Source organism: Nonomuraea sp. NPDC003754 (assembly GCF_053605785.1).
The window spans coordinates 1-26,282 of record NZ_JBSGJX010000020.1 but is presented as its reverse complement, the minus strand read 5'-3'; the positions used below and the strand labels follow the sequence as shown (position 1 = coordinate 26,282).

The window sequence follows — 26,282 nt, the reverse complement described above, 5'->3', positions numbered from 1 at the left end:
GCATGCCATGCGCGGACTGGCCGGCAAGCGGGTGCTGATCAGCGGCGGCAGCAGCGGGATCGGCGCCGCCACGGCCCGCAGGTTCCTGGAGGAGGGTGCCAGGGTCGTGCTCGGCGGGCTCGACCGGGACGAGGTCGAGGCGACCGTGGCCGAGCTGTCCTGCCTCGGCGAGGTGCGCGGGCTGGCGGGCGACGTGCGCGCGGAGGCCGACGTCACCCGCCTGGTGGAGGGGGCGATCGCGGCGACGGGCGGCATCGACGTCCTGGTCAACAACGCCGGCACGGCATGGCGCGAGCCGTTCCTGGAGATCACCCCCGAGCACTGGGACCGGATCATCGCGGTGAACCTGCGCGGCATGTTCCTGGTCGCCCAGGCCGTGGCCCGGCACCTGGTCGAGCGGGGCGAGGGCGGCGTCATCCTCAACATGTCCTCGACCAACGGGCTGGGCGGTGAGGCCGACTACGCCCACTACAACGCCTCCAAGGGCGGCGTGCTGCTGCTCACCAGGACCATGGCGGTCGAGCTCGGCAAGCACGGCATCAGGGTGAACGCCCTGTGCCCCGGCTACATCAGGACCCCGCTCAACGCCGCCATCTCGGCCGGGCTCGCCGGCGACTTCGTCTCCTCCTACGAGCGCGACCACATCCCCCTGGGCCGGGCCGGGCTCGCCGCGGAGGTCGCGGCCGGCTACGCCTTCCTGGCCTCCGACGACGCGGCCTTCATCCACGGCACCGAGCTGGTCATCGACGGCGGCCAGCTGGCGGTCATGTAGGGAAACCATGGCGGGAGCTGACAGGGGGCACGGTGTCATCGCCACGGCACGGGGTAGCCGTTCCCGCATGTCGACGATCACCCGAGTCGCGCACTTCCGGCAGGGACGAGCCCTCCACACCGTGGGCGAGCTCTTCACCGGCACGCTCGAGATCGACGAGCACCCGCCGCTGGGCGTGCCCGCGCTGGACCGCGGGCCGCGGCCGGTGCGGGCACGGCTGTCCAAGGGCCTGTCGCTGCCGGGCTCGCTGCCCGACGTGCTCGGCCTCGCCATCAAGATCCTGAGCCCGGACGGGGACCTGGACCTGCTGCTGTCCTGCCTTCCCGGCACCCGGCACTACTCGACGATCCTGTCCTACCGGCACGACGGGGGACGGGTCCGCTTCACCGCCGAACCGCTCGGCGAGCAGCCGCCCGCCGACCCCGTGCGCGCGCATCCGCCGCTCGCCTTCGCGCTCAAGGCCAACGGGCGCAGGATCGCGATCCTGCGCCTGACCGGGCACGCCGAGGGCGAGGCCGACTTCGACCCGATCGTCAACCACCACCCCGCGCTGCGGCCCGCCGGCTGGGTGCAGCGCCTGCGCGGCAGGGCCTACGCGCGTTCCCGGCTCGGCCGCGCAGGTCTGCCGCGCGCCTCGGTGCTGGAGAGCGCGCGCCTGGGCGTGGGCGTGTTGCTGCCCGCGCTTGCCCAGGGCGTCGTCCTCCGCCGGCCCCTCGGCGTACGGCTGGCCGCCCTCCTCGACGCCGACCGGCGCGGCGCGCGCCTTCTCGAACGGCTCAGGGCCAGGCACGGCGAGGGCCCGCTGCTGGTCCGGATCCCGGTGCGGGGCCCGGCGCTGATCCCGCTGGCCGCCGCCGACGTGCGCCGGGTACTGGAGGATCACGCCTTCACCCCCGCCAACCTGGAGAAGCGCGCCGCCCTCGGCCACTTCCAGCCGCACGGGGTGCTCATCACCCTGGACCCCGGCCTGCGCGAGCGCCGCCGCCGGCTCAACGAGCAGATACTGGAGCCCGGCCGGCCGCGCCACAGCCTCGCCGGCCCGTTCACCGCGGTGATCGAGGAGGAGGTGGCCGCGCTGCCGAGCGAGGGCGAGCTGACCTGGCCGGTGTTCACCGCCGCGCACGGGCGGATCGCCCGCCGCCTGGTGCTGGGCGACGGCGCCCGCGGCGACGAGCGGCTGACCCTGCTGCTGAACCGGCTGCGGGCCGACGCCAACTGGTTCTACCTGAGGCGGCGCCACAACCAGGCGCGGGCGGCCTTCCAGCGCCGCCTCGACGTCCACCTCCGGCGGGCCGAACCCGGCAGCCTCGCCCCCCTCCTGATGGCGGCCCACGCCGATCCCGACGTGCACGCCGAAGGGCAGGCCCCGCACTGGCTGTTCGCCTTCGACGCCGCGGGCATCGCCGCCTACCGGGCGCTGGCGCTGGTCGCCGCCCACCCGGGCACCGAGGACCTGCGTGCCGCGGTGGAGGAGTCGGTCCGGCTCTGGCCGACGACGCTGGCCGTGCTCAGGGACACGACCGAACCGATCGAGTGGCGGGGCGAGATCCTGCCGGAGGGCACGATGGTGGCGATCTTCAGCCCGTACGCCAACCGTGACCCGCACGCGATCGACGACCCCGACGCCTTCGTCCCCGGGCGCACGGGCTGGACCGGCATCCCATTCGGCGCGGGCTTCGCCCGGTGCCCCGGCCGGGACCTCGTGCTGTTCACCGCCGAGACCGTGCTCGCCGCGCTGCTGCGCACCAGGCGGGTGCGGCCCGTGACCGCGCTGCCCACGCCGCTGCCGGGGACGCTCGACCACTTCAGGCTCCGCTTCGCCGTACGGCCCGCCTAGAAGCTCCGCCGCACGGCCCGCCTGGACGCTCCGCCGCACGGGCCGCCTTCGCCGTACGGCCCGCCTTCGCCGCACGGCCCGCCTGGACATGGCGGCGCCAGCGTGCGGGGGCCGGCCGGCGGTGGCGGGCTAGTGCGGTCCCCCGGCGTCGGTGCCGCACGGGCCGCCGCCCGCCGCCTCCGCGAAGAACACCCGTTGCCCGTCCAGCGTGAGCGTGGGGTAGTAGGAGGAGATCCGCTCGGTCGAACGGCCGACGTAGTGGCAGATGAAGCTGCGGCGGAAGCGGTCGGCGGTCGTGTTCGGCTCGGAGCCGTGGACCAGGTTGCCGTTGAAGAACAGCACGTCGCCGGGGTCCATGTCGACCGGCACCCGCGCCAGCCCCGGCGGGGGCGGGACGTACTCCCGGGTGAAGGACAGGCCGGGGTCGGCCTCCTCCGGGCAGAACAGGTCCATGCGGTGGGTGCCGGGCACCACCTCGAGGCCGCCGTTGTCGCGGTCGATCCGGTCGAGGGCGATCCAGGCGGCCACGCACGTGCCCGGCTCGACCCTCAGGTAGAAGTTGTCCTGGTGCAGCGCCTGGCCGCGGGCGCCGGGCGGCTTGAAGTAGAACATGCTCTGGGCTGCCACCGGCTCCTCGCCGAGCATCCGGCCGACGATCGCGGTGATCCGGCCGTCGAGCAGGTAGCGCAGGGCGAGGTCGTTGATCTGGTGCGGGTGCATGACCCGGGGATAGTCGCGCAGGATGTCATAGGGGGCGCCGGGATCCTGCGGTCCGGGCGTGAAGTGCCCGGGCACCGGTCCGGCCGCGTGCAGGGCCATGAACTCCTCCCGCAGCGCGGCGGCCTCACCGGCGGTCAGCAGCCCGCGCACGAGCGCGAACCCCTCGTCGTGGAAGGTCTTCAGCTGCGGTTCGTCGAAGGTCAGCACGATACGTTCACTCCTTGTTCGGCTGATTCCCACGCTAGGAGGGCCAACCGGTGAAAGGTATGCCTGCGACGGCTGAGGACATGTCCGTTCCTGCCGCCGACCTGGTGATCGTCGGACACTTCGACCGGACGCCGGGCTACGCCGTGCGCCGCGGCACGGGCGCGCCCAGCTGGCTGCTGATGTGGACGCAGGCCGGGGCGGGTCATGTGGAGCAGGGCGAGGTGGCCTGCACGGTCGGCCCCGGAGACCTGGTCGTGCTGGGCTCCATGACCGGCCACCACTACCGGGTCGCGCCCGGGGCCGCCCACTGGGCGTTCTGGTGGGTCCACTTCCAGCCCCGCCCGTCCTGGCTGACCTGGCTGCGCCCGTACGCGCGGGGTTCGCGCTGCCATCTGCTGTGCGGGGTGCCGGAGGCGCTGCACGGGCGTCTGGACCGCGCCTTCCGCCGGGCCGACGCCGACGCCCGCCGGCCGGGGCAGGGCGCACCGCCCGCGCCGGCGCGACGGCCGCCCAGCCCGGCCGTCGCCGCGGCGCCGCTGGCGCGCGAGCTGGTGCTCAACGCCGTCGAGGAGGTGATCATGCTGGCCTGCGCCGCGACGGCGGGGCCCGAGGAGGGCGGCGACCCCCGTGTCCGGCAGGCCGAGGCGCTCATCGCGGCCGAGCCCGACGCCCGCCACAGTGTCACGTCGCTGGCGGCGTCGGTGGCGCTGTCACCGTCGCGGTTCGCGCATCTGTTCTCGGCGCAGACCGGCAGGTCGCCGATGCAGGCCGTACGGGAGGCCCGGGTACGACACGCGGCCCGGCTGCTGGAGGTGACCGACATGGATGTCGGGCAGGTCGCCACGGCCTGCGGCTTCGCCAGCCCGTTCCATTTCAGCAGGACGTTCCGCGCGGCCTACGGCCTGTCGCCCCGCCAGTACCGCTCCCGGCTGCGGGATTCCGGCTCGTGAGCCGCCCGTGTGTCCCGTGGCCCCGCGCGTCCGCCGGAAGCAGCTCAAGATCGTGGGTTGTTACTACTCGCTCGACACCGGCCAGGTCACCCGGCTGGTCTAGCCTGGAAAGTCTCCGCGGCCGGATGACACAGTGGAGGCATGGACCTCCTTCCCCACTTCCGTCGCGAGATCCTCGCCTTCGAGACCGCCGCCCGCACCGCGGCCAAGGCCACCACGGCGCCCGTCGTGCCGTCGTGCCCCGAATGGTCGATGTCAGATCTGGTGGGACACCTGGGCTGGGTGCACCGGTTCGTGGCCCGCATCATCACCGAGCGCCTGCGGCAGCCGCCGGAGGCGCTCGACCCCGACCTGATGGGGCTGCCGGAGGACCTTCGCGGCTGGCAGGGCCCCGGGCACGAACCGACGACCGGACCGGTCCCGCCGAGCCTGATCGAGTGGTTCGGCGAGGGCGCCTTCGCGCTGGAGTCGGTGTTCAGGAAGACCCCGCTGGACGAGCGCGTGTGGACGTGGGCGCCCGAGCAGACCGCCGGGTTCTGGCTGCGGATGCAGACCATCGAGGCGGCCGTGCACCGCTGGGACGCCGAGGGCGCGGTCGGGACCGCCCAGCCGGTCGCGGCCGAGCTGGCCGCGGACGCCGTCGAGCAGACCTTCACCGTCATGGCGCCGGCCCGCCGGATGGTGCGGCAGGCCCCGCCCGGGGCCGGCGAGCGGTTCAGGTTCCGGCAGAGCGACGGCCTGGGCGACTGGACGGTCCGCTTCGACGGCGACGAGGTCGTGCTGACCCGTGACGGCACGCCGGGCGACGTCGAGGTGAGCGGCACGGCGTCGGATCTGATGCTGTTCCTGTGGGGGCGGATCCCGGCCGGACGGCTGCAGGTCACGGGCGAGCGGGACCGGCTCGACCGCTACTTCGCCCTGGTGCCGCCGCTGTGACCCGCGAAGGCCCCCGCAGGCTGGGGCCGGGCGCGAGGCTCGCCAGGGGGTAGTGACCCGTCGCGGCACGGTGCGATCGCGCGCCGTGCCGCTTCGCCGTTAGAGGGGCGCGGACCTTTCGCCGTTAGAGGGGCGCGGACCTGGGCAATCGCACGTCATGCCAGAAGAACCGAATGCCACACCGCCCGCCCAGCGCCAGCAGTACCCGGGCACGACCGGCCAGATGTCGCCGGAGCCGCGCGACGAGATGCGCGGCTACGCGGGCCGTGACCTGCTGCGCGGCAAGAAAGCACTGATCACCGGGGGTGACTCGGGGATCGGCAGGGCCGTCGCCGTCGCGTTCGCCAAGGAGGGCGCCGACGTGGCCATCGCCTATCTGAGCGAGCACGAGGACGCCAACCACACCAGGAAGGTGGTGGAGGCCGAGGGCCGGCGGTGCGTGCTGCTGCCGGGCGACCTGGCCGACCCCGACCACTGCATCGCGGTGGTCGAGCAGGCGGTGGCCGAGCTGGGCGGGCTGGACATCGTCGTGAACAACGTCGCCTACCAGAAGCCGGTCGACGCGTTGGAGGAGCTGACCGACGAGCAGTGGGAGCACACGTTCGCGGTCAACATCCACAGCTACTTCCGCGTGACCAAGGCGGCCCTGCCGCACCTGCGCGAGGGCAGCGCGATCATCAACACCTCCTCCATCAACGGCCTGCGCGGCAACAAGTCGCTCATCGACTACGCCGCCACCAAGGGCGCGATCAACGCTTTCACCTACTCCATGGCGCAGACCCTGATCGAACGGCACATCCGGGTCAACGCGGTCGCTCCGGGTCCGGTCTGGACGCCGCTGATCCCGGCCACGTTCCCGCAGGAGAAGGTGGAGCAGTTCGGCAAGCAGGCCCCGATGCAGCGGGCGGCCGACCCCGACGAGATCGCGCCCTCGTACGTGTTCTTCGCCGCCGAACGGCTGTCGTCCTACTACACCGGCGAGATCCTGGCCCCGGTCGGCGGCGAGACCCTGCCCGGCTGACGCCCTGCCCGCCGGCTGTCAGTGCCCGGTCACGCGGGCGGATCCGCCCTGACCACGCAGGTGGCCTGGCCGGGGTCGGTCAGGCCCGCCGCGCTCTCGGCCACGCGCAGGTAGCCGGGGCAGCGGGTGAAGTCGTCGGCCGTGCACTGCATGATGTGCTCGATCAGCGCCTTGGACGCGGCGATCTCGCGCAGCCGCCGCTCCAGCTCGGCGTGGTGCCGCTCGAGGATCGCCGTGCGCTCGGCGTGGCCGGCCGAGTTGAGGACCTCCCCCACCTGCTCCAGGCTCATCCCCGCCGCCTTCGCCCGGATGATCGTCAGCACCCTGACGACATGGTCGCGGGTGTAGAGGCGCCTGCCGTTCACCCTGGTGGCAGGGGTCAGCAGGCCCATCGCCTCCCAGTGGCGCAGCACGTGCGGCGCCAGATCGAACCGCTCGGCCAGCTCCCCGATGCGCATCGAACCACTTGACTTCATGTTGACATTAACTTGCAGACTTGCGCGCATGTCAAACATCTTCGATGTCGCGGTCGTCGGCGGCGGTCCCGCCGGCATGGCCGCGGCCCTGACCCTGGGCCGGATGCGCCGCAGCGTGCTCCTCCTCGACGCCGGCCACGGCCGCAACGCCCCCGCCGAGGCCGTGCACAACTTCCTGACCAGGGACGGCACGCCGCCCTCCCGGCTGCGAGAGCTCGGCAGGCAGGAGCTGTCGGCCTACGCCACCGTCGAGGTCCGCGAGGAGACCGTGACCGGCGTACGGGCCGGCTTCCGCCTCCAGCTGTCCGGCGGCGGCACGGCACAGGCCAGGCGGCTGCTGCTGGCCACCGGACTGGCCGACGACCTGCCCGGCCCGCGCGGCGTCGGCCCGCTGTGGGGCCGCTCGGCCTTCCACTGCCCCTACTGCCACGGCTACGAGTGCACCGGCAGGACCGTCGCGGTCCTCGGCGCCGAGCCGGCACGGGTACGGCTGGCGCTGCAGCTCACCCGCCTGGCCGCCGACGTCACGCTGTGCACCGACGGCCGGCCGCTCGACCCCGCCCAGCGGGCCACGCTGGAGGCGAACGGCGTCGCGGTACGCTGCGAGGCCGTCGCCAGGCTGGAGGGGAGCGGCGACCGGCTCGACCAGATCGTGTTCGAGAGCGGACCGCCGCTGGCCAGGGAGGCGGTGTTCGTCGTCAACGCGCCGCGCCAGCGCTCCGACCTGGCCGCCCGACTCGGCTGCGCGACCTTCGCCGACGGGTGCGTCGAGGTCGACGAGTTCGCCCGGACCAGCGTGCACGGCGTCTACGCGGCCGGCGACATGGCACGGCGGGCCACCGTACCCGTGCCGCTGGCCGCGGTCGTGGCCGCCGCGGCCAGCGGCGCCGTCGCCGGGGCCGCGTTGGACCAGGACCTGCTCGGCGACGACTTCGGCCTGCCCGGCCCGTTCGCCGGCGCGAAGGGATGAGCGCCGTGAGCACCACCCACCTCGCCAGGAGCACGCCCGCGCGCGTGGCGCCGGCCACCGCCGGACTGCTCATCGGCATGCTGCTGTCGGTCCTGGACCAGACGGTGGTCGCCATCGCGCTGCCGGACATCGCCGCCAACCTCGGCGGCACGGACGCGATCGGCTGGATCGTCACCTCCTACGTGCTGGCCTCGACCACCACCGGCGCGCTCTACGGGCGCGTCAGCGACCGGTTCGGGCGCCGCGCCGTCTTCGTCACCGCGGTGGCCGTCTTCCTGGCCGGCTCGATGCTGTGCGGCCTGGCGCGGACCCTGCCCGAGCTGGTGGCCGCCAGAACCGTCCAGGGCATCGGCGCGGGCGCGCTGTTCGTGCTGCCGACGATCGCGCTGTCGGAGCTGTACCCCCAGCGCCTGCGCGGCAGGGTCCAGGGCCTGACCGGCGGGGTCTTCGCGCTGGCCAGCATCGGCGGCCCGCTGGCCGGCGGCGCGATCACCGACCTCGCTGGCTGGCGCTGGATCTTTTTCGTCAACCTCCCGCTGGGCCTGCTCAGCATCGCGCTCGTCGGCCTCGCCCTGCGGCTGCCCACACCCGGCGGCGGCAGGATCGACGTCGCGGGCGGGGTGCTGCTCGCGGGCGCGACGGTGAGCCTGCTGCTGGTGGCCGAATGGGGCGGGCGGGTCCACGCGTGGACCTCCGGCGCGGTCCTCACGCCGGCCGCGACCTGCGCGGCGCTGCTGGCGCTGTTCGTGTGGCGGCAGCGCCGCGCGGACAACCCGCTGCTGCCGCCGCGGCTGTTCGCCGTCCCGGCGCTGCGCGTCACGCTGGCGGCCACCGCCCTGCTCGGCGCGCTGCTCGGCGGCTCGATCGTGTACCTGCCCGGCTACCTGCAGGCCACCTACGGCATGGGCGCCATGCAGGCGGGCCTGGCGCTCACGCCGTACGTCATCACGTTCATGGCGGTCGCCTCGGTGTCGGGGGCGCGCGTCGCCGGCCGTCCCCAGCCTTACCTGGTCGCCGGGGCGGTGATCGTGGTGGCGGGCTTCGCGCTGCTGAGCCGGCTCGAGCCCGGCACCCCGTACGCGCTGGTGGCCGTGGAGTTCGGCGTGCTCGGCCTCGGGTTCGGGCTGCTGATGCAGAACCTGGTGGTCGTCGCGCAGAACGCCGCCGTCCCCGCGGACCTGGCCGCCGTCACGTCGGCCGCGCTGTCGGCGCGCGGGCTCGGCCTGTCGCTCGGCGTCGCGCTCTTCGGCAGCCTGCTCGCCCGGCAGCCGCACGGCCGGGGCGTGGGCGCGGCGATCCCCGAGGTGCTCGCCTGGGGCGTGCCGGTGGCGATCGTCCTGGTGGCGCTGATGGCCGCGCTGCCGCGGCCGGCCGACGCCTGAGCGGGCAGGTTGTTGGGCCCACGGCCCGGTGCGAGACTGGAGCCGACGGAAGGGGGGACGTCATGATCGAGGTCAAGAGCATCGACAAGCCGGACGAGCGTCGCGACTTCCCGAACGGTCACCTGGAGGTATGCCACCTGACCGGCCTGGCTTTCGGCGTGGCCACGTTCGAGCCCGGGTGGCGCTGGTCGGAGTCGGTCAGACCCATCGCGGGCACCGACTCGTGCGAGGTCCACCACAACGGCTTCGTCGTCTCCGGCAGGCTCCGCATCCGCATGAACGACGGCGCCGAGGCCGAGATGGGGCCCGGCGACGTCTTCGTCTGCCCGCCCGGCCACGACGCGTGGGTGGTCGGCGACCAGCAGTGCGTGGTGTACGACTTCTCGGGTGGCGCCGCCGAGTACGCCACGCCGTCGAGCCGGCCGTAGCGCTCCCGGCTCGGCGGGGCCCGCCTCCCCACCGGGCCGGCCGCCTCCACGCGTTTGCCATTGCTTGTCCCAACCCTGCATCGGCGCGGCTCGACCGGGCGGTGCGGCCACCGTAGCCTCGGAGATCGGGAGGGGCGGGGAAGGCGGAGGTCACCATGTTCATCCAGGTCATCAAGGGCCGCACCGGCGACCCCGGCCAGCTGCGCGCCGCGCTCGACCGGTGGGTCGAGGAGCTGTCCTCCGGCGCGCCGGGATGGCTCGGCACGACCGCGGGCGTCACCGACGACGGGACCTTCGTCAACCTGGCCCGCTTCGAGTCCGAGGACGCCGCCCGCGCCAACAGCGGGCGCTCCGAGCAGCACCAGTGGTGGATGGAGACCTCCAAGCTGCTCAGCGGCGACGTCGTCTTCCACGACTCCGCCGAGGTCGTGCCGTTCCTCGGCGGCGGCTCGGACGAGGCGGGCTTCGTGCAGGTGATCGAGGGCAGGGTGCGCGACGTGCGGCGGCTGCGCGAGCTCAACGAGCTGTACGAGGCGCAGTTCAGCAACTTCCGCCCCGACGTCCTGGGCGGCATCGCGGCCCTGTACGACGACGGCTCGTTCACCCAGGCCATCTACTTCACCTCCGAGTCGGCGGCCAGGGAGGGCGAGCGCAAGCAGCCTCCCGCCGATCTGAAGGAGCTCTTCGACGAGGAGATGGCGCTGTACGAGAGCGAGCTGGTCTTCTACGACCTGCGCGACCCCTGGCTGTTCTCCCGTCGCTGACCTCCTCTCGAGCCCGGTGGTGCGACTTTCCTGAAGCGGGCGCGGCCGAGTCGGTACTTTCGTGCGGTGATCACTGACTTCTGGTTCGACCCGACGTGTCCGTACACCTGGGTGACCTCGCGGTGGCTGGCCGAGGCCGCCCGGGTGCGCCCGATCGAGATCCGCTGGCGGCTGCTCAGCCTGTCCGCGCTCAACGAGCACCTCGAGGTGAACCCGGAAGGCGACACCGAGGGCTACCTCTGGTACCCGGCACGGGTGTGCGCGGCGGTCGAGCTCCGGTACGGCACGGCGGCGCTCGGCCGCTTTTACGAGACCCTGCACGATCTCGGCGGCTGGGACCTCGCCCCCGCGCTGGCCGCCGCCGGCCTGCCCGAGGAGCTGGCCGAGGCCGCCACCACGACGTCGTACGACGACCACCTGCGGGCCTCGACCGCCGACGGTGTGAGCCGGGTCGGCAACCACGTCGGCACCCCGATCATCGCGACGGGTGACGTCGCCTTCTTCGGTCCGGTGATGTCCCGCATCCCCAGAGGGGAGGCCGCCGGCCGGCTCTGGGACGCCACCCTGCTGGTCGCGGCGACCCCGGGTTTCCACGAGCTCAAGGGCGGGCCGCACGCCGAGCCCTGTCTCGACTAGCGCGGCCGGGCACCGGAGCAGCCGGACCCTGCTCCGCCTAACGGGGAGACCGCATATCACCCATTAGCCTGGAGGGATGCTCGCCCTCGACTTCGTCAGCACGATCCGCGCGACGCGCAGCGGTCTCCTCGACGCCCTGTCCGATCCCGACGCGCTCACCGCGTGGGCCCGCTCGCGCGCCGGCGAGCTGGGCCTGGATCCTGGCTTCACCGCCACGTCCGAGCAGTGGCGCCAGGTCGTCGAGCTGCGGCTGGCCGTCAGGGCGCTGTTCGCCAGGGCCGTCGCGCCGAGGCCGCCCAGCGCGGCCGACGCCGCCCGGCTGCCCGCCTTCGACCTGGCGCTCGCCCAGGTGAACGCGGCGGCGCTCGCCGTACCGGCGGCGCCTCAGCTGGCCTGGGACGAGGACGGGCCGGCGCTGTCGCTCGTGCCCGTCGGACCTCCGGCGGCGTTCCTGGCCGCGCGCCTCGCGCAGGCCGCCCTGCGGTTCCTGGCCGGTCCCGAGGTCGCGGAGCTGCGCACCTGCCCCGCTCCTCGGTGCGTGCTGTATTTCGTCAAGGAGCACCCGCGCCAGGAATGGTGCTCGACGGCCTGCGGCAACCGGGCCAGGGCCGCGCGCCACTACCGCGCCCACAAGGCGGAGTGAGTGACGCACACCACAAACTTCTAATGGGATAACGCATCAAACTCCGTTATATTCGTGGGTATCGAATCGACGGAGGAGTTCTCGATGTCCACCTTCCAGACCGGCCACATCGGCCTCAACGTCACCGACCTCGACCGCTCGGCCGACTTCTACCAGCGTGTCTTCGGCTTCGAGGTGAGCGGCAGGTCCGACCAGGACGGCAAGGAGTTCGCCTTCCTCGCCCAGGACGGCACCCTGAGGCTCACCCTGTGGCGGCAGAGCGAGGGCCGCTTCCCCACCGCGCAGCCCGGGCTGCACCATCTGTCGTTCCAGGTCGGGAACCTGCACGAGGTCCAGCAGGCCGAGGCGGTGCTGCGCGAGATCGGCGCGACCATCCACCACGGCGGCATCGTTCCGCACCGCGAGGGCGCCTCCTCCGGCGGCCTGTTCTTCGAGGACCCCGACGGCATCCGCCTGGAGATCTACGCCCCCGACGCCGCGGGCGACCGGCGGGCCCCCAGCGGCTCCGCCCCCACGTGCGGGTTCTTCTAGGCCATGGAGCACCCCGGAGAGGCCGCCGTCCAGCGCCGGGCGGGAGTGCCCAGTGCGGGGACGTGGGGATCGGCCCGGGCCCGGCCGGAGATCCCCGAGGTGGCCGCCGACTTCCTGAGCCGGCAGCGCCTGCTCGTCGTCGCCGCCGCCGACACCCACGGCCGGATGTGGGCCGGCGCGCTGACCGGCCCTGAAGGCTTCGCCCAGGCGCTGGACGAGCGGCGCATCATGGTGGGCGCCCTGCCGGGGCCCGGCGACCCGCTGGCCGGGGCGTTCGCCAGCGAACACGAGATCGGCATGATCGCCATCGAACCCGCCACCCGGCGCAGGATGCGGGTCAACGGCACCGCGCACGCGGCCGGCGCCGGCCTGCTCGTGCACACCGAACAGGTCTACAGCAACTGCCCCAAGTACATCCAGGCCAGAACGATCATCCCAGGACCGGCCGTCACCTCCCCCGCCGCCCGTACCTCGAACACGCTCAGCGGGCGGCAGCAGGAGTGGATCTCCGAGGCGGACACCTTCTTCGTGGCCACCCACGCCGAAGGTCTCGGCGCCGACGCCTCGCATCGCGGCGGCAACCCCGGATTCGTCACGGTGCTGGACGAACGGCACCTGGCCTGGCCCGACTACGTGGGCAACTCGATGTACATGACGCTGGGCAACCTGGAGCTCGACCCTGCCTGCGGCCTGCTGTTCCCCGACTGGGACACCGGCGACGCCCTGCACGTCACGGGGCGGGCGCACGTCGAATGGGGCGCCGAGCGCACGGTCCGTTTCGAGGTGGACGGCGTGGTGGAGGTGACGGCGGCCTCGCCGCTGCGCTGGGAGTTCGGCGGGTACTCCAGGCACAACCCGCCGATCCCCACCTGAAGCGTCCGCCAGGGTCACTCCTCCTCGTCGGGCTCCTCCCGGCGGCGCCTGAGCAGCAGCAGGGCGCCGCCGGCCACCGCCAGGACGCCGGCCGTCGCCCACAACCACACCGGCACGCCATCGGCTGCCGGATTCGCGGCCGGGGTGGCGGCCACCGCGTCCGGCGCCCCCGGCGAGGACCCGGTCACCGCGGGCGCGGGCACCGCCGAGGAATCCGGCGCGGCTTCCGCCGACGATCCCGGCGTGGCCTCTCCCGAGACGGCGGGCGTGGCTTCCGCCGATGCGGCGGTCGCGGGGTCCCCCGAGGAGGACGGTGCGGCCGAGGCGGTCGGCGTCGGGGTGGCGGAGGGGCCGCCCTTCACCGAGAACGGGATCTCCCCCTCGATCGGGTGCCCGTCGGTGGAGACCACGCGCCACCCGATGACGTACCGCCCGGCAGGCAGCGGCTCCGGCACCGCCACGGTGACGATCTTGTCATCCACCTTCGGCTTCCTGAGGGTGACGGCCGAGCCGTCACCGTCGTGCAGCACGATCGCGGGCAGCCGTACCGAGGAGGTGAACTCCAGCTCGATCTCCTCCACGGACGCCACCGTGGCGTTCCTGGCCGGCGAGCTGCTCTTGAGCCGGTCGTGCGCCAGCGCCGGCGTGGCACCGAGCACCACCAGCAACCAGCAGGCGGCCACCAGCACGAGGCCCCTGCGAACCGATCCCTTGCTCATGACAGCAGCCCCTCTCCGATCCAGCCGTCAGGGCCGCAGCCCGGCGGTATGGCGAAAACCGCCGAACCGATCGGCGTGGTCCATTCGTTCAGCAGGTCCGCCTCGGCCAGCCGTTCCTGCACGGGCACGAACTGGCGGGCGATGTCGGCCTGGTAGGAGGCGAACAGCAACCCGGTGTCGGCGCGGCCGTCGGCCGCGACGCCCTCGTCGTAGTTGTAGACCCGGCGCAGCATCCGCAGGTTCGGGTCGGCGACGTGGGCCCGGCGGATGTGCGCGTACTCGGAAATGACGGGGAATCCGGCGGGGGTGAGCTTGGCGTAGTCGGGCGCGTCGTGCTCGCGCCCGCCGGTCAGCGGGGCGCCGTCGGCCAGGCGGCGGCCCACCGTGAACTCCTTGGCCACGGTGTCGGCGGCGTCCCACGTCTCCATCTCGGCCCTGATCCGCCGCAGCACCAGGGTGGTGCCGCCCTGCAGCCGGCCGCCCTCCGCCGGGATCCAGACCGCCCGCTCGAACTCCGGCGTGCCGGGAACCGGGTTGACCGTCCCGTCGAGCTGCCCCATGACGTTGCGCTGGGTCAGCCCGCTCGGCTGCGTGTGCGCGGCCCGCCTGAACCCGCGCTGGGTCCAGCGCACCTTCGCGAACGCCCTGGCGTCCTTGACCACCATCCGCAGCGTGTGGGCGACGGTGAGCGGATCGTCGGCGCAGATCTGGACGAGCAGGTCCCCGCCGCTCCAGCGCTTCTCCAACTTGTCGATCTTGAAGGCGGGCAGCGGGGCCACCGACGCGGGCCGCCGCCCGGACTGCCCGGCCGCGGCGAACAGGCCGGGGCCGAACCCGAACGTGACGGTCAGCCTGGACGGCAGCGCCGCCAGCTCAGGCTCGGTGTCGGCGAGCGCGGGCCGTCCCTGGGTCAGCCGCCGGGCGTCGTCGGTCAGCAGCCGCATCATCCTGGACACCTCCTCGCGGCCGATGCCCTTGCGCAGGTCGAGCCCGACGAACACGGCGTGCGCCTGCGGCGCGGTCGCCACGCCCGCCTGGTGCGGGCCGTGGAACGGCTCGACCGCCCTGCCGTCGGCGACCACCGGGGGTGCCGTGACCGTGCCCGCCCCCGCGGCGGGGACGGAGCCGGCGACGGCGGCCACCGCCGCCACGGCCCCGCCCGCCAGCAACCGGCGGCGATTCACCGCGAGCCCGAGCTCAGCCATGGTCGCCACTCATGTCCATGCCGGGCTGGTAGTCCTCCTTGCCCCCGGCGAAGTCCTTGCCCATGGCGGTGAAGGTGAACGTGCCGCCGCCCTCGAGGACGAGCGTGAACGGAACCTCCGCGCCCGGCTTCACCTCCTCGGTGACCCCCATGAGCATGATGTGGTCGCCACCGGGCTTCAGCACGTGGGAGCTCCTGGCGGGGATGACGAAGCCGCCCTTCTTCGGCTGCATCACCATCTTCCCGCCGGACTCCACCACCTCGTGCAGCTCCACCTTCGGCGACAGGGGGCTGCTGCCCGCCACGACGGCGACGGCCGTGCCGGAGTTGTTGACGAGCGTGCCGAAGGCGGCGGTCATCCCCTTCTTCGTGGTCTTGATCCACGGGTCGGTGATGGTGAGCGCGGAAGCGGCAGCCGACTGCCCGGACGGCCCGGAGGGTGAGGCCACGGCGACCTGCTTCGGAACGGAGTCGGCCGCCTCCTGGACGCCACAGGCGGCCAAGCTGGCCACGCCGACGACAACGACGATGACGCGCGAGAACATGGAAAGCCCTTCTTCCGGCTGAGCCGGCACTGGTGTCATGGCACTGATGTCGACCCGGCGCCCGTCACGACAGGGACGCCGGGGAGCACCCCTTTCCCGGGGTGGCCCGCATCGGCCTCCTCGAACGGGAGGTCAGGCGGGAACGGTGCGCATGACGCCAGGAGGGCCGCGCCGGCCCATCTCGTGGCCGAGCAGGATGGAGCGCAGGATCGCCGGCCGCTCGGCCGGCGCGGGGACGGCCGTGCGGGCCGCCGGATCGACGAACGCCAGCACCGCGACGAGCAGCCGTACGGCCAGCCGCCGCAGCAGCGCCCACAGGGCCGCCTCGCCGTGCGACATCCACAGCGCCGTCAGCCCGATCGCCCATCCGTGCATGACCAGCATGCCGAGGCCCGGCACCAGCCAGGACTGGCCGTGCGCGTGCCCCGCGACCACCGGCTCGACGGCATGGGCGCCGGCGAACAGCACGTGCAGCACCAGCTGCGTGGCGGCCAGGGTCACGGCGATCACGGCCGCCGACCGCTCCCGCCCGGCCAGCGCCTGGGCCGGCAGGAACGACACCAGCAGCGCCACCACCACCGACGGCGCCGACACCGACCCGCCGGCGAACGCATGGGCGGCGATGCCGAGCATGACCGAGACCGCGGCGAAGGCGGCGGCTCGCAGAGCTCGAAGCGGCATCGTGGCTGACATGGCCCGGCCATCATCCCACGCTTACCCGCCGCCTCCCAAAGCGGATTCTTCGCCGCACAACCGACCTCGAGCACCACCTCCTGCGCCGAACGGGTGGACGGAGCGTGGCGCCTGACCCAGGGTGGGAGAACGGCCGCCGACCCGACCCACCGTAGGAAGAGAGGACCATGCCGCTCGCAGTCGCCACCCTCGCGCTTCTCGCCGCGACCCTCACCGCAGGCACCACCGCCCCTCCGCCCCCCATCACCGCAGGCGCGACCGCACCCCTGCCCGCCGCCACCCGTCGCCTTTCGACCGCCCCCGTGCTGGTGACCGCCGCGTCCCCGGTCACCGGCCTCTCCCCCGCGCCCGACCTGCGCGCCTGCTACGACGGCGCGTGCAGGCTCTCCCTCAGCCGGGCGGTGTCCTTCCGCGTCAGCTCGCGCTTCGGCATCACCAGGCTGGCCGTCACCTTCACCGGCGACCAGGTGAAGGTGAAGGGCACCGGTCCAGGCGTCAGCTCGCAGGCGCGACTGGGCGCGGGCACCACCGGATCGGTCAACGGCATCGGCGTCCAGGTGCTGTCCCTGTCCGCCGACCGGGTCGTCCTGCGGCTGTCCCCCCGGCGGTGACAACCGTCCAGGCACGGCAGACGTCGCGGCGCACGCGTCCGCCCCTCTCGCGCGAGGAAGCCTGGACGAGCCCGCACCGGCCGTGGTGACACGACCGCGGGCAGGGCGCCGGAGTCCCGGCCGACCTCGCCGGCCGGGCGGGTGAAGTGATCGGCTACCGTACTGCCCGGCGAACTGTTGCGAGGTGCCCCGCGTTCGCGGGGAGAATCGGGAAGCCGGTGAGAGTCCGGCACGGGCCCGCCGCGGTTACCGGGGAGCCTCCGCCCACGCGCGCGAGCGCAGTCACTGGCCCGACAGGGCTGGGAAGGCCGGCGGGCAGGCGCTGATCCGGGAGTCCGAAGACCGGCCTCGCGTTCACCGCCCCCACGGGGGCGCGAGTCAGCGGGAGCCTGCCCATGATCAGCCAGCTGTACGACGTCATCCACCGCCGCCGCGACGTGCGCGGCGAGTTCACCGGCGCGCCGGTGCCCGACGAGGTGCTGCACCGCGTGCTGTCGGCCGCGCACGCGGCGCCCAGCGTCGGCCTGTCCCAGCCGTGGGACTTCATCCTGGTGCGCGACCGCGCCGTCCGCGCCGCCTTCCACGATCACGTACGGCAGGAGCGGGACACGTTCGCGGCCACCCTCGACGGCGAGGCCGCCCGGCGGTTCGCCCGGATCAAGATCGACGGGGTGCTCGAGTCGACGCTGTCCGTCGTGATCACCTACGACCCTGACCGGGGCGGGCCCGCGGTGCTCGGCCGCCACGCCATCGCCGATGCCGGGCTCTACTCGGTGTGCCTGGCCATCCAGAACCTGTGGCTGGCCGCCACCGCCGAAGGGCTCGGCGTCGGCTGGGTGTCGTTCTACCGCGAGTCCTTCCTGCGGGACCTGCTGGGCGTCCCCGGCGTGGTGCGACCGGTCGCGTGGCTGTGCGTGGGCCCCGTCTCCCACCTGGAGGAGGTCCCTGACCTGGAACGGCACGGCTGGCGACGGCGCCGCCCGCTGGACGCCGCCGTCCACCACGACCGCTGGACCGGCGACCGGTGACCTGCGCCCGGCCGCCGGGTGGGAATGCCCGCGCGAAGCCCATCCGGGAGAACCCCTCCTACGGGCGGGCCCTCCGCGGTCAGCGGAGCCGGTCGCGCAGGCGGGCGCACTCGTAGGCGAAGCGGGTGCCGCGCCCGCTGTCCGCGTGGTCGGACACGCACGGGATCTCGCCTCGGGCGCCGGTCCACGCCGCCACGTCGGTGGCCAGCGCCACCGCCGCGGTGTGGCCGGCGGTCGGCCGCTCCCCCCGGCCCGGCAGCAGCACCGGCAGCATCCCCCTGAGGATGTCCCAGACCTGCTCGTGCGCGCCCCGGCGGGCGGCGCCGGCGAGGGAGTCCAGCACCGGAGGGATCGGGTGTCCGGCGCGGCGGATCAGGAACGCGAGCTGGCGGCCGACCGCCTCGGCGGGCAGGCTGTCCCGGGCCGCCATCCGCAGCAGCAGCGGCACCGCCTTCGGTTCGCCCTTGGCGAGGAAGTAGGCGAGCATGACCGCGATGGCGTCACCGGCCGGGCCGTCGGCGTCGGCGAGTATCGCCAGGTGCGGCGGGTGGATCCCGGGGCGGGTCCACCGGTACAGCAGGTAGGGCAGGTAGTTGACGGCGACGACCTCGCGGTGCGACGGCAGGACCGCCGCCCACCAGGCCATGGAGTTGCTGTGGTCGTCCCAGTGCCAGGACGACGGCTCGCTCAGCAGCTCGTCGACCAGGTCGTGCCCGGTCGGCTCGGCGCGGAGCACCGACACCAGCTCGACCTGCGTGGCGTCTTCGGGCGTGCGCTCCTCGAAGAGATGGCGGGTGCCGCCCTCGACGTAGGCCCACGCCACGCCGGTCTCCGGGTCGGGCGGGCCGCCCGCGGACAGCCAGGCGGCGGCCTGGACTGCTCCCCGCGAGCCCACGCGTGCGGCCCGCTCGGCGGCGGCGGGGTGGGCTCCGCGCGGCAGCCGCAGCAGCGCCTGTCCCAGGTCGGCGGCCAGCGGCTCGACACCGGCGGCGGCGCACGCCTCGAGCCGGTCCACCAGCGTCGCGGGGTCCAGGTGCCCGGTCATCAGGGTGGGCGTGGCCAGCAGGACGGGCGGCAGCGTTCCCTCCCGCAGGGCCACGTAGATCTCGCTCAGCCGGCGCAGCAGGAACAGGTGCGGCGGCGAGGCCCGCCCCGGGTCGGGCAGCCGCTGCCGCCTGCGCAGCTCCGCCGCGGGGTCGGGCTCCTGTTCGTGACCGGTCAGCGGGTGCGGCCCCGCTGTCGACATCCACCGGTCGGCGGGCTCGGCGGCGGGCACACCCGGATCGGCGCCCGGCGTGATCACCTCCCTGACCAGGGCGGCGATCCAGTCGCCGGTCTCTGTCCAGCGCTCCTTGGCGTACAGCTGAGCGGGGTCGTCCAGCTGAGCGGGGTCGTCGTCGAAGGCGCGCTTCAGCTTCGCGCGCAGGGCCGGACGGTCGCCCGCGGCCGCCACGAAGGCGGCCAGCCACCGCTCGTCCTGCGTCCATCCGCGCCGGTACCGCTGCCACGCGTCGAGCGCGGGCGCGGGGAACCGTCCGGGGCCCGGCAGGACGGGCAGCGGCGCGGGGGTGAACGGCTCCGGCGCCTCCTCGGCCGCGAGGTCGCCGCCGAACACCGCCGCCACCTGCGCGCCGAGGTCGGCGGGCAGGGCGGGGACGGCCTCGGCGATCAGCGGAGCCGCCGGGCCGAACGCGGTGGCGTGCTTGACCGCGAGGGCGGCCGCGCGCCGCCGCACCTCGTAGGAGGTGTGGGAGAACGCCGTGACGAGCGCGGGCGCCAGGTCGGCGGCGCGCCCGGGCGCCTGCCGTACCTCCTCCTCCAGCCAGGTCAGGCCGGCGCGGGCCAGCTTGGCCTCGGGACGGAAGGTCAGCGCGTCGACCGCGTCGACGACGTCGGCGGCGTCGTGGGGTCCGGTGCGGCGCAGCTGGGCCATCGCCAGCTCGGCGACCGTGCCGGGGGCGGCGGGCAGCAGCCGCAGATAGTCGCGGGCCCGCCCGGCCGACTCGTGCGGCCGCGGGTCGACCAGCTCGTGCAGGCGGACGAAGAAGCGCAGGTCGATGGCGTCGCCGCCGCGCAGGAACCGGCTCACGCAGCCGTCGAGGATCTCCTCGCGCGACACCGTGCCCGCCGCCAGGAGCTGCCCGAACAGGGCGAGCCAGCGGGTGGGTCCTGGCTTCGGCCGTTCGTCCCTGAGGGCCCGGCCGGCGCCCTCCGCGTGGAAGATCCTCGGCAGCAGCGGGCCGACCAGCGGGTCGTCGTCCACGGGAGGGGCCGACAGCCAGGCGACCACGAGCGGGTCGTGCTCGGGCGGCTCGGCGCCCGAGGCCCGCAGCGCCCCGAGGGCCAGCGGGACGACGCGGTCGCGCGGCCTGCGGATCTTCGCCGCCAGCCGTGCGGCCACATCGGCCTGGAAGGCGACGGGGCGCGCGGCCAGCGCGCGGAACACCTCGTCCAGCTCGTCCGGCTCTTCACGCCACGGGTCCGGGGCCGGCACCAGGTCACGGCGGGTCAGCCAGGCGGCCGTGGCCGCGGGGGCGGAGAGCGTGCCCGCGCCGGCGACCAGAAGCGGCGGCCCGAACGCGCTGACCGCGTCGGCCACCGCCCAGCGCACCTCCAGCCGCATCCACTCGGGGTCGTCGTCCTCGGCGGCGTCGCCCTCGGCACCCCCGCCCCGCCGGCTCTCCCTGGCCATCCGCGTCGCGGTCTCGCGCAACTCCTTGAGGAAGCCCGGCAGCCGGCGGCCCGCCTCGGCCCGCTCGGCCTCGGTCAGCGTGGTCACCAGGTCGGCGAGCGCCACGGTCTTGCGCTCGGTGACGAGGTCACGCACCTCCTGCCAGACGCTCATCGCACGGCCGCCACGTCGGCGCGGGCGGCGATCCTGGCCGCCAGCACGTGCTTGCACGGTCCGCGCGAGCCGCGGTGGTCCCACCACCACGGGCAGGTGCACGAGCCGTCGCTCACCCTCACCTCGCGCACCCCGCCGCCGGTCCGCACCCGCGCCGTGTCCCCCTCGATCCGTACGGCAGCGGCCGCCACCAGCGCCTTCGCGGCGGCCAGGCGGGGATTGAGGTTCTGCACGTGCTCCCTGTCGTAGGGCAGCTCGCGGTGGAAGTGCGCGGCGTCGGACAGGTCGTAGCCGACGCGGCCCGCCGTACCCAGCTGGGTGAGCGCGGCCCGGACCCGGGCGGTGGGCAGGCCCGCCCGGTCGGCCAGCAGGCCGATCTCCACCTCGGGCTCGAAGTTGAGCAGCATGCCGACCACGTCGGCGTCGGCCTCGGCCTCCTCGGACGACAGGTCCTCCAGCACCGCGCCCTCCCCCGAGAAACCGCGCCAGCGCTCCGGCGACAGGGCGAGGGTGTAGCGCATGCCGGGCAGTTCAAGCTCCCAGGCGCTCGACGCCGCGCCGCCGGCGCCGCCGGCCGGGCCGTACACCCGCAGGCTTCTGGCGAAGCGCAGCAGCGGCAGGAGCGTCGCCAGGCGGCCCACGCCGGACAGGCACACCGCGCCCGCGCCGGGCCGGTCGCCCATCCGCAGCTCGCGGCCCACGGGAGTGACCCACAGGTCGGCCGTGGCCCGCTTGGGCAGCGACCGCAGGAACCGCACCGCGTTCATCCCCGGCAGCTCGGCCTTCAGGTCCATGCCCGCCGCGATCACCTGCACCTCGGCGAAGCCCCTCAGCCAGCGCTCGGGCAGCGGCACCTTCTTCTCCACGACCGCGCCGTCGAGGGTCGTCACGGTCAGCTCGTCGGCGCCGACGCCGAGGTGGAGCGGGTCACGCGGGCCGACCCTGGCCAGCGCCTCGCGCAGCGGGCCGTTGACGTCGACGTTGGTGGTGCCCCGGTCGAACACCTCGCCGTCCAGGGCTCCGTCGAGCAGGTCGAGGCGGGCGTAGACGCCGCCGCAGGCGGAGAACGACTCGAACCTGAGCCGGTCGCCGCCGCACGTGACGACCGGGTCGCGGGTCCAGCCCGGACGGGGCTGGTGGTAGCGGGTGAGGGCCACGTCGGCCACGCCGAGCAGCGCCGCGGCCGCGGGCGCGGCCTGCGTCACCACCCCGCTGAAGAACCGGGGCGCGAGGGCGGGGCCGCTGAGCGCGGTGCCGCCGGACGTCGACAGTCCGAGGCGGCCGTCCACCAGAGTCGAGGGCGCGGCGTAGCTGTACGCCTGCGTCGCAGATGTCATGCGCGGGACAGTAGAGATCACTACTGACAGAATCCGGCTACCAGGCGACGCCTGGACGAGAGGATCCAGCAGACCGGGGGCGCGCACCGCGCCGGCCTGCTGGATCGACGGTCCGGCCGTCCTGAGGGGTTTACGCGGTGACTTCGCTGTCCTCCCTGGCGGGGGCCGGGGCGGGCGCCGGCGCCGTACGGCGCAGCACGGCCATCGCCAGGGCCGCGGCCGCCAGGCTGCAGGCCACGCCCACCCACGAGCCGAGCGACATCGCCGCGCCGAAGGCGTCGCGCGCGGCGGCGAGCACGGCGGGATCACCCAGCACGACCGCCTGGCCGATCGACTCGCGGGCCGCCGCGGGCGCGGAGTGCGGCATCCGGGCGGTGTAGACCCCGGCCAGCACGCTGCCGAGGACGGCGATGCTGAGCGCCATGCCCACCTGCTGGACGGTGTCGTTCAGCGCGGAGCCGGCACCGGCCCGCTCCACGGGCACCGCGCCCATCAGCGTCGTGTAGGCGGCCGGCCCCGCCAGGCCGCCACCGGCCCCCATGACCAGCATGGAGGCGAACATCGACCAGTAGCCGCCGGTCATGGCCAGGCCCGCGAAGGAGACGGCCATCACGGCCAGTCCGACGGCGACCAGCGTCCGGTTGGAGACCTTCTGGCCGAGCGCCACGCCGACGTAGTTGAAGACCGTGGCCGCCAGCGCGTACGGCAGCAGCCCCAGGCCCGCCTGCGTGGCCCCGTAGCCGAGCACGAACTGCAGGTACTGGGTGAGCATCAGCATCACCGCGCCGATGCCGAACGACATCAGCAGGATCGAGAACGAGGCCCCGGTGAAGTCGCGGCTGCGGAACAGCTCCAGCGGCAGCATCGGGTGCGGCGTCCTGCGCTCCCAGAGCGCGAAGCCGCCGAGGGCGACGGCGGCGATGACGGCCACCGGCAGGTTCACGCCCTGCTGGGGCGCCTCGATCACCACGTAGACGAGCGCGGTCAGCCCGACGGTGGACAGCAGCACGCCGAGCGGGTCGAGGCTGCGCTCGGGGCCGCGCCGTTCGGGCATCAGCGCGTACGCGGCCACGATCGCGATCACCGCGACGGGGACGTTGAGCAGGAACACCGAGTTCCACGAGAAGCGCTCGATCAGGAACCCGCCGAGGGTGGGCCCGCCGATCACGCCGACCGTCGCCACGACGCTCCAGGCGGCCATGGCCTTGCGCCGCTCGTCGTCGTCGAACGTGGTGATCAGGATGGACAGCGTGGATGGCATCAACATGGCGCCACCGACGCCCATCAGGGCGCGGGCGGAGATCAGGTGCCACGGCTGCGTCGCCAGCGTGGCCAGCAGGGAGGCGCCGCCGAACACGGCCAGGCCGAGGACGAGCAGGCGGCGCCTGCCGTACCGGTCGGACAGGTTGCCCGTGGTGAGCAGCAGACCGGCGTAGACCAGCACGTAGGCGTTGATGATCCACTGGATGTCGGAGGGGGTGGCGCCGAGGTCGGTCATCAGTGACGGGATGGCGACGTTGAGCACGGTGGTGTCGATGACCAGCACCATCAGGCTCAGGCAGAGGACGACGAGGACCCACCAGCGGCGGGGGTCTCGGCCGGTGTGTTCGGACACGTTCAGGCCCTTTCGGGGGAGTCGGGGAGGGAGAGCGGGCGGCTTTCAGCGCACCCAGCCGGTGTGCCGCCGCCCGCCGTCGCGGTCGAGCGCGGCGCCGGCCGCTCGGACGAGCCAGGCGTTGACCGACAGCCCTTCACCGCCGGCGGCCGTCTCGATGCGGTGCTTGAGCGGGTCGGGGACGCGCAGGGAGATCCGCGAGGTGCCGCTCTCCTCGCCGTCGGCGGGCGGGGCAGCGGGCGGGAAGGCCGAGGAGAGGGCGGACGGGTGGGAGCCGGGCGGTACGGCGGGGCCGCCCGGCGGCGGCGTCACGACGAAGCAGGGATCCCGGCCGCGCAGACGCAGCTCGACCGAGCCCGGCGCGAGATCGCGGGTGATCTCGACGGCGGCCGTCGAGAGCGCCTCGAGGAGGACGAGCCTGGCGGTGGAGTCGAGCGGGACGACGAGCCGCTCGGCGAGCGCGCGGGCGTCCTCGCCGGCCGCCTCCGCGGAGGCGGCGAGCTCGTGGTGGAGGCGGTCGACATACGGCGCGAGGTGCATGGCATCACTATGGCGCCATCATGGCGTCATTGCAACCCTTCCATAAGGCACCTATGGCGCCACCGCCCGCCGAAGTGTCCGGGACTTTGGTCCCTACCAGCGCCCATGCCGAATGGATAGCGTCGGCATCATGATTCGCGTGTTCCTCCTCGACGATCACGAGGTGGTACGACGGGGCGTCGCCGCCCTGCTGGAGTCCGAGGACGACATCGAGGTGGTCGGCGAGGCGGGCACCGCGTCCTCGGCCCTGGCTCGTATCCCCGCGCTCCGGCCCGACGTGGCGGTCCTCGACGTGCGCCTGCCGGACGGCGACGGCGTCGACGTCTGCCGCGAGGTCCGCTCGCAGATGCCCGAGCTGCAGTGCCTGATGCTGACCTCCTATGCCGACGACGACGCGCTGTTCGAGGCCGTCATGGCGGGCGCCGCGGGGTACGTGCTCAAGCAGATCCACGGCTCCGACCTGGTCGGCGCGGTGCGCACGGTGGCGAAGGGGCAGTCGCTGCTCGATCCGCAGACGACCGCGACGATGCTGCAGCGGCTGCGCGAGCAGGCCGACCGGACCGATCCGCTCAAGGCGCTGTCGGAGCAGGAGCGCCACATCCTGGAGCTGATCGGCGAGGGCCTCACCAACCGGCAGATCGGTCAGCGGCTGCACCTGGCGGAGAAGACCGTCAAGAACTACGTCTCCAACCTGCTCGGCAAGCTCAACCTGCAGCGCCGTACTCAGGTCGCGGCCATGGCCGCCAGGTTGAAGGCCGATCGCGGGCGCTGACGCGCGCCGCGGCGGGAGGCGCCGGGCGGGGGGTTCAGAGCGGGACCCGCCAGCAGATCCGCGTGCCGCCGCCGGCCGGCTCCTCGACCTCCAGCACGCCGTTGAGCTGGGTGGCGCGGTCCTCCAGGTTGCGCAGGCCGCTGCGGTGACCGCCGTCGCCCATCCCCACGCCGTCGTCCTGCGCCACGAGCGTGAGCGTGCCGTCGGCGATCTCGACCGACACCTCCGCCCTGGAGGCCTTGGCATGGCGGACGACGTTGGACAGCGCTTCGCGCAGCACCGCCAGCAGGTGGGCGGCGACCTCCTCGGGCACCTGGTGGTCGAGCGGGCCCTCCATGCGCAGGCCGGGCATGAACCCGAGGTGACCGCGCGCGTTCTCGACGAGGTCGACGACGCGGGCCCGCAGGCTGGGCGAGCCGGAATCGCGCGGCACCTGCAAGGCGAAGATGGTCGAGCGGATCTGCCTGATGGTCTCGTCGAGCTCGTCGATCGCGTGCTGCACGCGGTCGGCCGCCTCAGGGTGCTCGACCAGCCGTACCGCGCCCATCAGCGTCATGGCGACGGCGAAAAGCCGCTGGATGACCACGTCGTGCAGGTCCTTGGCGATGCGGTCGCGGTCCTCCAGCAGGCCGAGCCGTTCGGCGTCCTTGCGCGCTTCGGCCAGTTCGAAGGCCAGCGCGGCCTGCGCGGCGAAGGAGCCGAGCATCTCCACGTTCGCGCCGGTGAACGGCATCCGGCCGGGCTGCTTGACCAGGGCCAGCACGCCGCGCACCGGGAGCGCCGTGCCCAGCGGCACCAGCAGGCCGGGCGCGTCAGGGCCGGCGGAGTCGTGCATGCTCTTCTCGAGCCTGGACTCCCCGTTGGTGTAGACGGCGCCGACGGCGCTTCCCTCCAGCGGGAAGCCGGTGCCGAGCAGGTCCTCGGCGTCCTCACCCTCGGCGACGGCCACCGACAGTCCCTCCCCTGGCGCCTCGGGCAGCAGGACCATGACCGCGTCGGCGCCGGTCATCCTGCGGGCGCTGGCGGCGAGCATGCTGAGCACGTCGTGCGAGGCGGCCCCCGACAGCAGGCTGGTGGTGATCTCCGAGGAGGCCTGCAACCACGTCTCCCTGCGCCGCGTCTCCTCGTACAGCCGGGCGTTCTCCACCGCCACACCCGCCGCCGTGGCCAGCGCCACGACGATCGCCTCGTCCTCCTCGTCGAACTCCCCGCCACCCCGCTTCTCGG

General features: G+C 73.9%; 27 protein-coding genes and 1 riboswitch. Of the genes, 16 read left to right on the top strand and 11 right to left on the bottom strand.

The annotated features are described in order from the left end of the window. Positions 1-7: 7 nt before the first annotated feature. Both ACWEVS_RS24370 and ACWEVS_RS24365 read left to right on the top strand, forming a co-directional pair. Positions 8-772, top strand: coding sequence for an SDR family NAD(P)-dependent oxidoreductase (locus ACWEVS_RS24370; protein ID WP_449929715.1), 765 nt, complete (start codon positions 8-10; stop codon positions 770-772). 67 nt (positions 773-839) lie between these two features. Next, on the top strand, positions 840-2,609 hold the full coding sequence (locus tag ACWEVS_RS24365; RefSeq protein WP_449929717.1) for a cytochrome P450: 1,770 nt from the start codon (positions 840-842) through the stop codon (positions 2,607-2,609). Positions 2,610-2,738: 129 nt separating this feature from the next. Here ACWEVS_RS24365 and ACWEVS_RS24360 read toward each other — a convergent pair whose 3' ends face one another. Further along, positions 2,739-3,536, bottom strand: coding sequence for a phytanoyl-CoA dioxygenase family protein (locus tag ACWEVS_RS24360; protein WP_452553453.1), 798 nt, complete (start codon positions 3,534-3,536; stop codon positions 2,739-2,741). Positions 3,537-3,616: 80 nt separating this feature from the next. On the opposite strand from ACWEVS_RS24360, the gene ACWEVS_RS24355 reads away from it, so the two are divergent. From ACWEVS_RS24355 to ACWEVS_RS24345, 3 genes are all read left to right on the top strand, one after another. Beyond that, a complete protein-coding gene (locus ACWEVS_RS24355) occupies positions 3,617-4,486 on the top strand; it encodes a helix-turn-helix domain-containing protein (RefSeq protein ID WP_452553452.1) in 870 nt (289 codons plus the stop codon). A 141-nt stretch (positions 4,487-4,627) separates the two neighbouring features. Next, positions 4,628-5,422, top strand: coding sequence for a maleylpyruvate isomerase family mycothiol-dependent enzyme (locus ACWEVS_RS24350; RefSeq protein WP_452418583.1), 795 nt, complete (start codon positions 4,628-4,630; stop codon positions 5,420-5,422). A gap of 157 nt (positions 5,423-5,579) precedes the next feature. Further along, positions 5,580-6,443 (top strand): SDR family oxidoreductase, encoded by an 864-nt coding sequence (locus tag ACWEVS_RS24345; protein ID WP_452418584.1) that lies wholly within the window; start codon positions 5,580-5,582, stop codon positions 6,441-6,443. A gap of 29 nt (positions 6,444-6,472) precedes the next feature. On the opposite strand, the gene ACWEVS_RS24340 is transcribed toward ACWEVS_RS24345, so the two are convergent. Next, the gene (locus ACWEVS_RS24340) at positions 6,473-6,919 is read right to left on the bottom strand and encodes a helix-turn-helix domain-containing protein (RefSeq protein ID WP_354911944.1); all 447 of its coding nucleotides are present in this window, start codon (positions 6,917-6,919) and stop codon (positions 6,473-6,475) included. A 28-nt stretch (positions 6,920-6,947) separates the two neighbouring features. Between ACWEVS_RS24340 and ACWEVS_RS24335 the strand changes: the two genes are divergently transcribed. The 8 genes from ACWEVS_RS24335 (at position 6,948) to ACWEVS_RS24300 (ending at position 13,146) form a co-directional block, all read left to right on the top strand. Beyond that, the gene (locus tag ACWEVS_RS24335; protein WP_452553450.1) at positions 6,948-7,889 is read left to right on the top strand and encodes an NAD(P)/FAD-dependent oxidoreductase; all 942 of its coding nucleotides are present in this window, start codon (positions 6,948-6,950) and stop codon (positions 7,887-7,889) included. 5 nt (positions 7,890-7,894) lie between these two features. Beyond that, positions 7,895-9,271 carry a DHA2 family efflux MFS transporter permease subunit gene (locus ACWEVS_RS24330; protein WP_452553448.1) on the top strand — a complete coding sequence of 459 codons (1,377 nt, stop codon included), beginning with the start codon at positions 7,895-7,897 and terminating at the stop codon, positions 9,269-9,271. A gap of 62 nt (positions 9,272-9,333) precedes the next feature. After that, on the top strand, positions 9,334-9,699 hold the full coding sequence (locus ACWEVS_RS24325) for a cupin domain-containing protein (RefSeq protein ID WP_452418588.1): 366 nt from the start codon (positions 9,334-9,336) through the stop codon (positions 9,697-9,699). Positions 9,700-9,854: 155 nt separating this feature from the next. Further along, the gene (locus tag ACWEVS_RS24320; RefSeq protein ID WP_452553447.1) at positions 9,855-10,463 is read left to right on the top strand and encodes a hypothetical protein; all 609 of its coding nucleotides are present in this window, start codon (positions 9,855-9,857) and stop codon (positions 10,461-10,463) included. A gap of 66 nt (positions 10,464-10,529) precedes the next feature. Then, positions 10,530-11,099, top strand: a complete 570-nt coding sequence (locus ACWEVS_RS24315) for a mycothiol-dependent nitroreductase Rv2466c family protein (RefSeq protein WP_452418589.1) — start codon at positions 10,530-10,532, stop codon at positions 11,097-11,099. Between the two features lie 76 nt (positions 11,100-11,175). Next, positions 11,176-11,742: a CGNR zinc finger domain-containing protein gene (locus ACWEVS_RS24310; protein WP_452553445.1), complete on the top strand. Its 567-nt coding sequence runs from the start codon at positions 11,176-11,178 to the stop codon at positions 11,740-11,742. Positions 11,743-11,826: 84 nt separating this feature from the next. Beyond that, on the top strand, positions 11,827-12,273 hold the full coding sequence (locus ACWEVS_RS24305; RefSeq protein ID WP_449929767.1) for a VOC family protein: 447 nt from the start codon (positions 11,827-11,829) through the stop codon (positions 12,271-12,273). Positions 12,274-12,276: 3 nt separating this feature from the next. Next, entirely contained in the window at positions 12,277-13,146 is an 870-nt protein-coding gene (locus tag ACWEVS_RS24300; RefSeq protein ID WP_452553444.1) for a pyridoxamine 5'-phosphate oxidase family protein, read from the top strand. A 14-nt stretch (positions 13,147-13,160) separates the two neighbouring features. On the opposite strand, the gene ACWEVS_RS24295 is transcribed toward ACWEVS_RS24300, so the two are convergent. From ACWEVS_RS24295 to ACWEVS_RS24280, 4 genes are all read right to left on the bottom strand, one after another. Beyond that, the gene (locus ACWEVS_RS24295) at positions 13,161-13,865 is read right to left on the bottom strand and encodes a copper resistance protein CopC (protein WP_452553442.1); all 705 of its coding nucleotides are present in this window, start codon (positions 13,863-13,865) and stop codon (positions 13,161-13,163) included. Next, the gene (locus tag ACWEVS_RS24290) at positions 13,862-15,070 is read right to left on the bottom strand and encodes a Dyp-type peroxidase (protein WP_452553440.1); all 1,209 of its coding nucleotides are present in this window, start codon (positions 15,068-15,070) and stop codon (positions 13,862-13,864) included. The genes ACWEVS_RS24295 and ACWEVS_RS24290 overlap by 4 nt, the downstream gene beginning before the upstream one ends. Then, entirely contained in the window at positions 15,063-15,614 is a 552-nt protein-coding gene (locus ACWEVS_RS24285; protein WP_452553439.1) for a copper chaperone PCu(A)C, read from the bottom strand. Before ACWEVS_RS24285 ends, ACWEVS_RS24290 begins: the two co-directional genes overlap by 8 nt. A 132-nt stretch (positions 15,615-15,746) precedes the next feature. Further along, positions 15,747-16,295: an MFS transporter gene (locus ACWEVS_RS24280; RefSeq protein WP_452553437.1), complete on the bottom strand. Its 549-nt coding sequence runs from the start codon at positions 16,293-16,295 to the stop codon at positions 15,747-15,749. Positions 16,296-16,474: 179 nt separating this feature from the next. On the opposite strand from ACWEVS_RS24280, the gene ACWEVS_RS24275 reads away from it, so the two are divergent. Further along, a complete protein-coding gene (locus ACWEVS_RS24275; protein ID WP_452553435.1) occupies positions 16,475-16,918 on the top strand; it encodes a hypothetical protein in 444 nt (147 codons plus the stop codon). Between the two features lie 170 nt (positions 16,919-17,088). Further along, a riboswitch (cobalamin riboswitch) is annotated at positions 17,089-17,283 on the top strand. 30 nt (positions 17,284-17,313) lie between these two features. After that, positions 17,314-17,946 carry a 5,6-dimethylbenzimidazole synthase gene (bluB, locus tag ACWEVS_RS24270; protein ID WP_452553433.1) on the top strand — a complete coding sequence of 211 codons (633 nt, stop codon included), beginning with the start codon at positions 17,314-17,316 and terminating at the stop codon, positions 17,944-17,946. A 79-nt stretch (positions 17,947-18,025) separates the two neighbouring features. Here the strand turns inward: bluB and ACWEVS_RS24265 are convergent, their stop codons facing one another. From ACWEVS_RS24265 to ACWEVS_RS24250, 4 genes are all read right to left on the bottom strand, one after another. Beyond that, positions 18,026-20,791 (bottom strand): hypothetical protein, encoded by a 2,766-nt coding sequence (locus ACWEVS_RS24265; protein WP_452553431.1) that lies wholly within the window; start codon positions 20,789-20,791, stop codon positions 18,026-18,028. Beyond that, the gene (locus tag ACWEVS_RS24260; RefSeq protein WP_452553429.1) at positions 20,788-22,128 is read right to left on the bottom strand and encodes an SWIM zinc finger family protein; all 1,341 of its coding nucleotides are present in this window, start codon (positions 22,126-22,128) and stop codon (positions 20,788-20,790) included. The genes ACWEVS_RS24265 and ACWEVS_RS24260 overlap by 4 nt, the downstream gene beginning before the upstream one ends. Before the next feature lie 130 nt (positions 22,129-22,258). Beyond that, on the bottom strand, positions 22,259-23,743 hold the full coding sequence (locus ACWEVS_RS24255; protein ID WP_449929759.1) for an MFS transporter: 1,485 nt from the start codon (positions 23,741-23,743) through the stop codon (positions 22,259-22,261). Between the two features lie 45 nt (positions 23,744-23,788). Beyond that, positions 23,789-24,283, bottom strand: coding sequence for a hypothetical protein (locus tag ACWEVS_RS24250; RefSeq protein ID WP_452553427.1), 495 nt, complete (start codon positions 24,281-24,283; stop codon positions 23,789-23,791). Between the two features lie 130 nt (positions 24,284-24,413). Here ACWEVS_RS24250 and ACWEVS_RS24245 point away from each other — a divergent pair, with 130 nt between their 5' ends. Next, on the top strand, positions 24,414-25,055 hold the full coding sequence (locus ACWEVS_RS24245) for a response regulator transcription factor (protein ID WP_354911991.1): 642 nt from the start codon (positions 24,414-24,416) through the stop codon (positions 25,053-25,055). 34 nt (positions 25,056-25,089) lie between these two features. Here the strand turns inward: ACWEVS_RS24245 and ACWEVS_RS24240 are convergent. Continuing rightward, the coding region (locus ACWEVS_RS24240) for a GAF domain-containing protein (RefSeq protein ID WP_452553426.1) at positions 25,090-26,282 on the bottom strand (1,193 nt) is incomplete at its 5' end.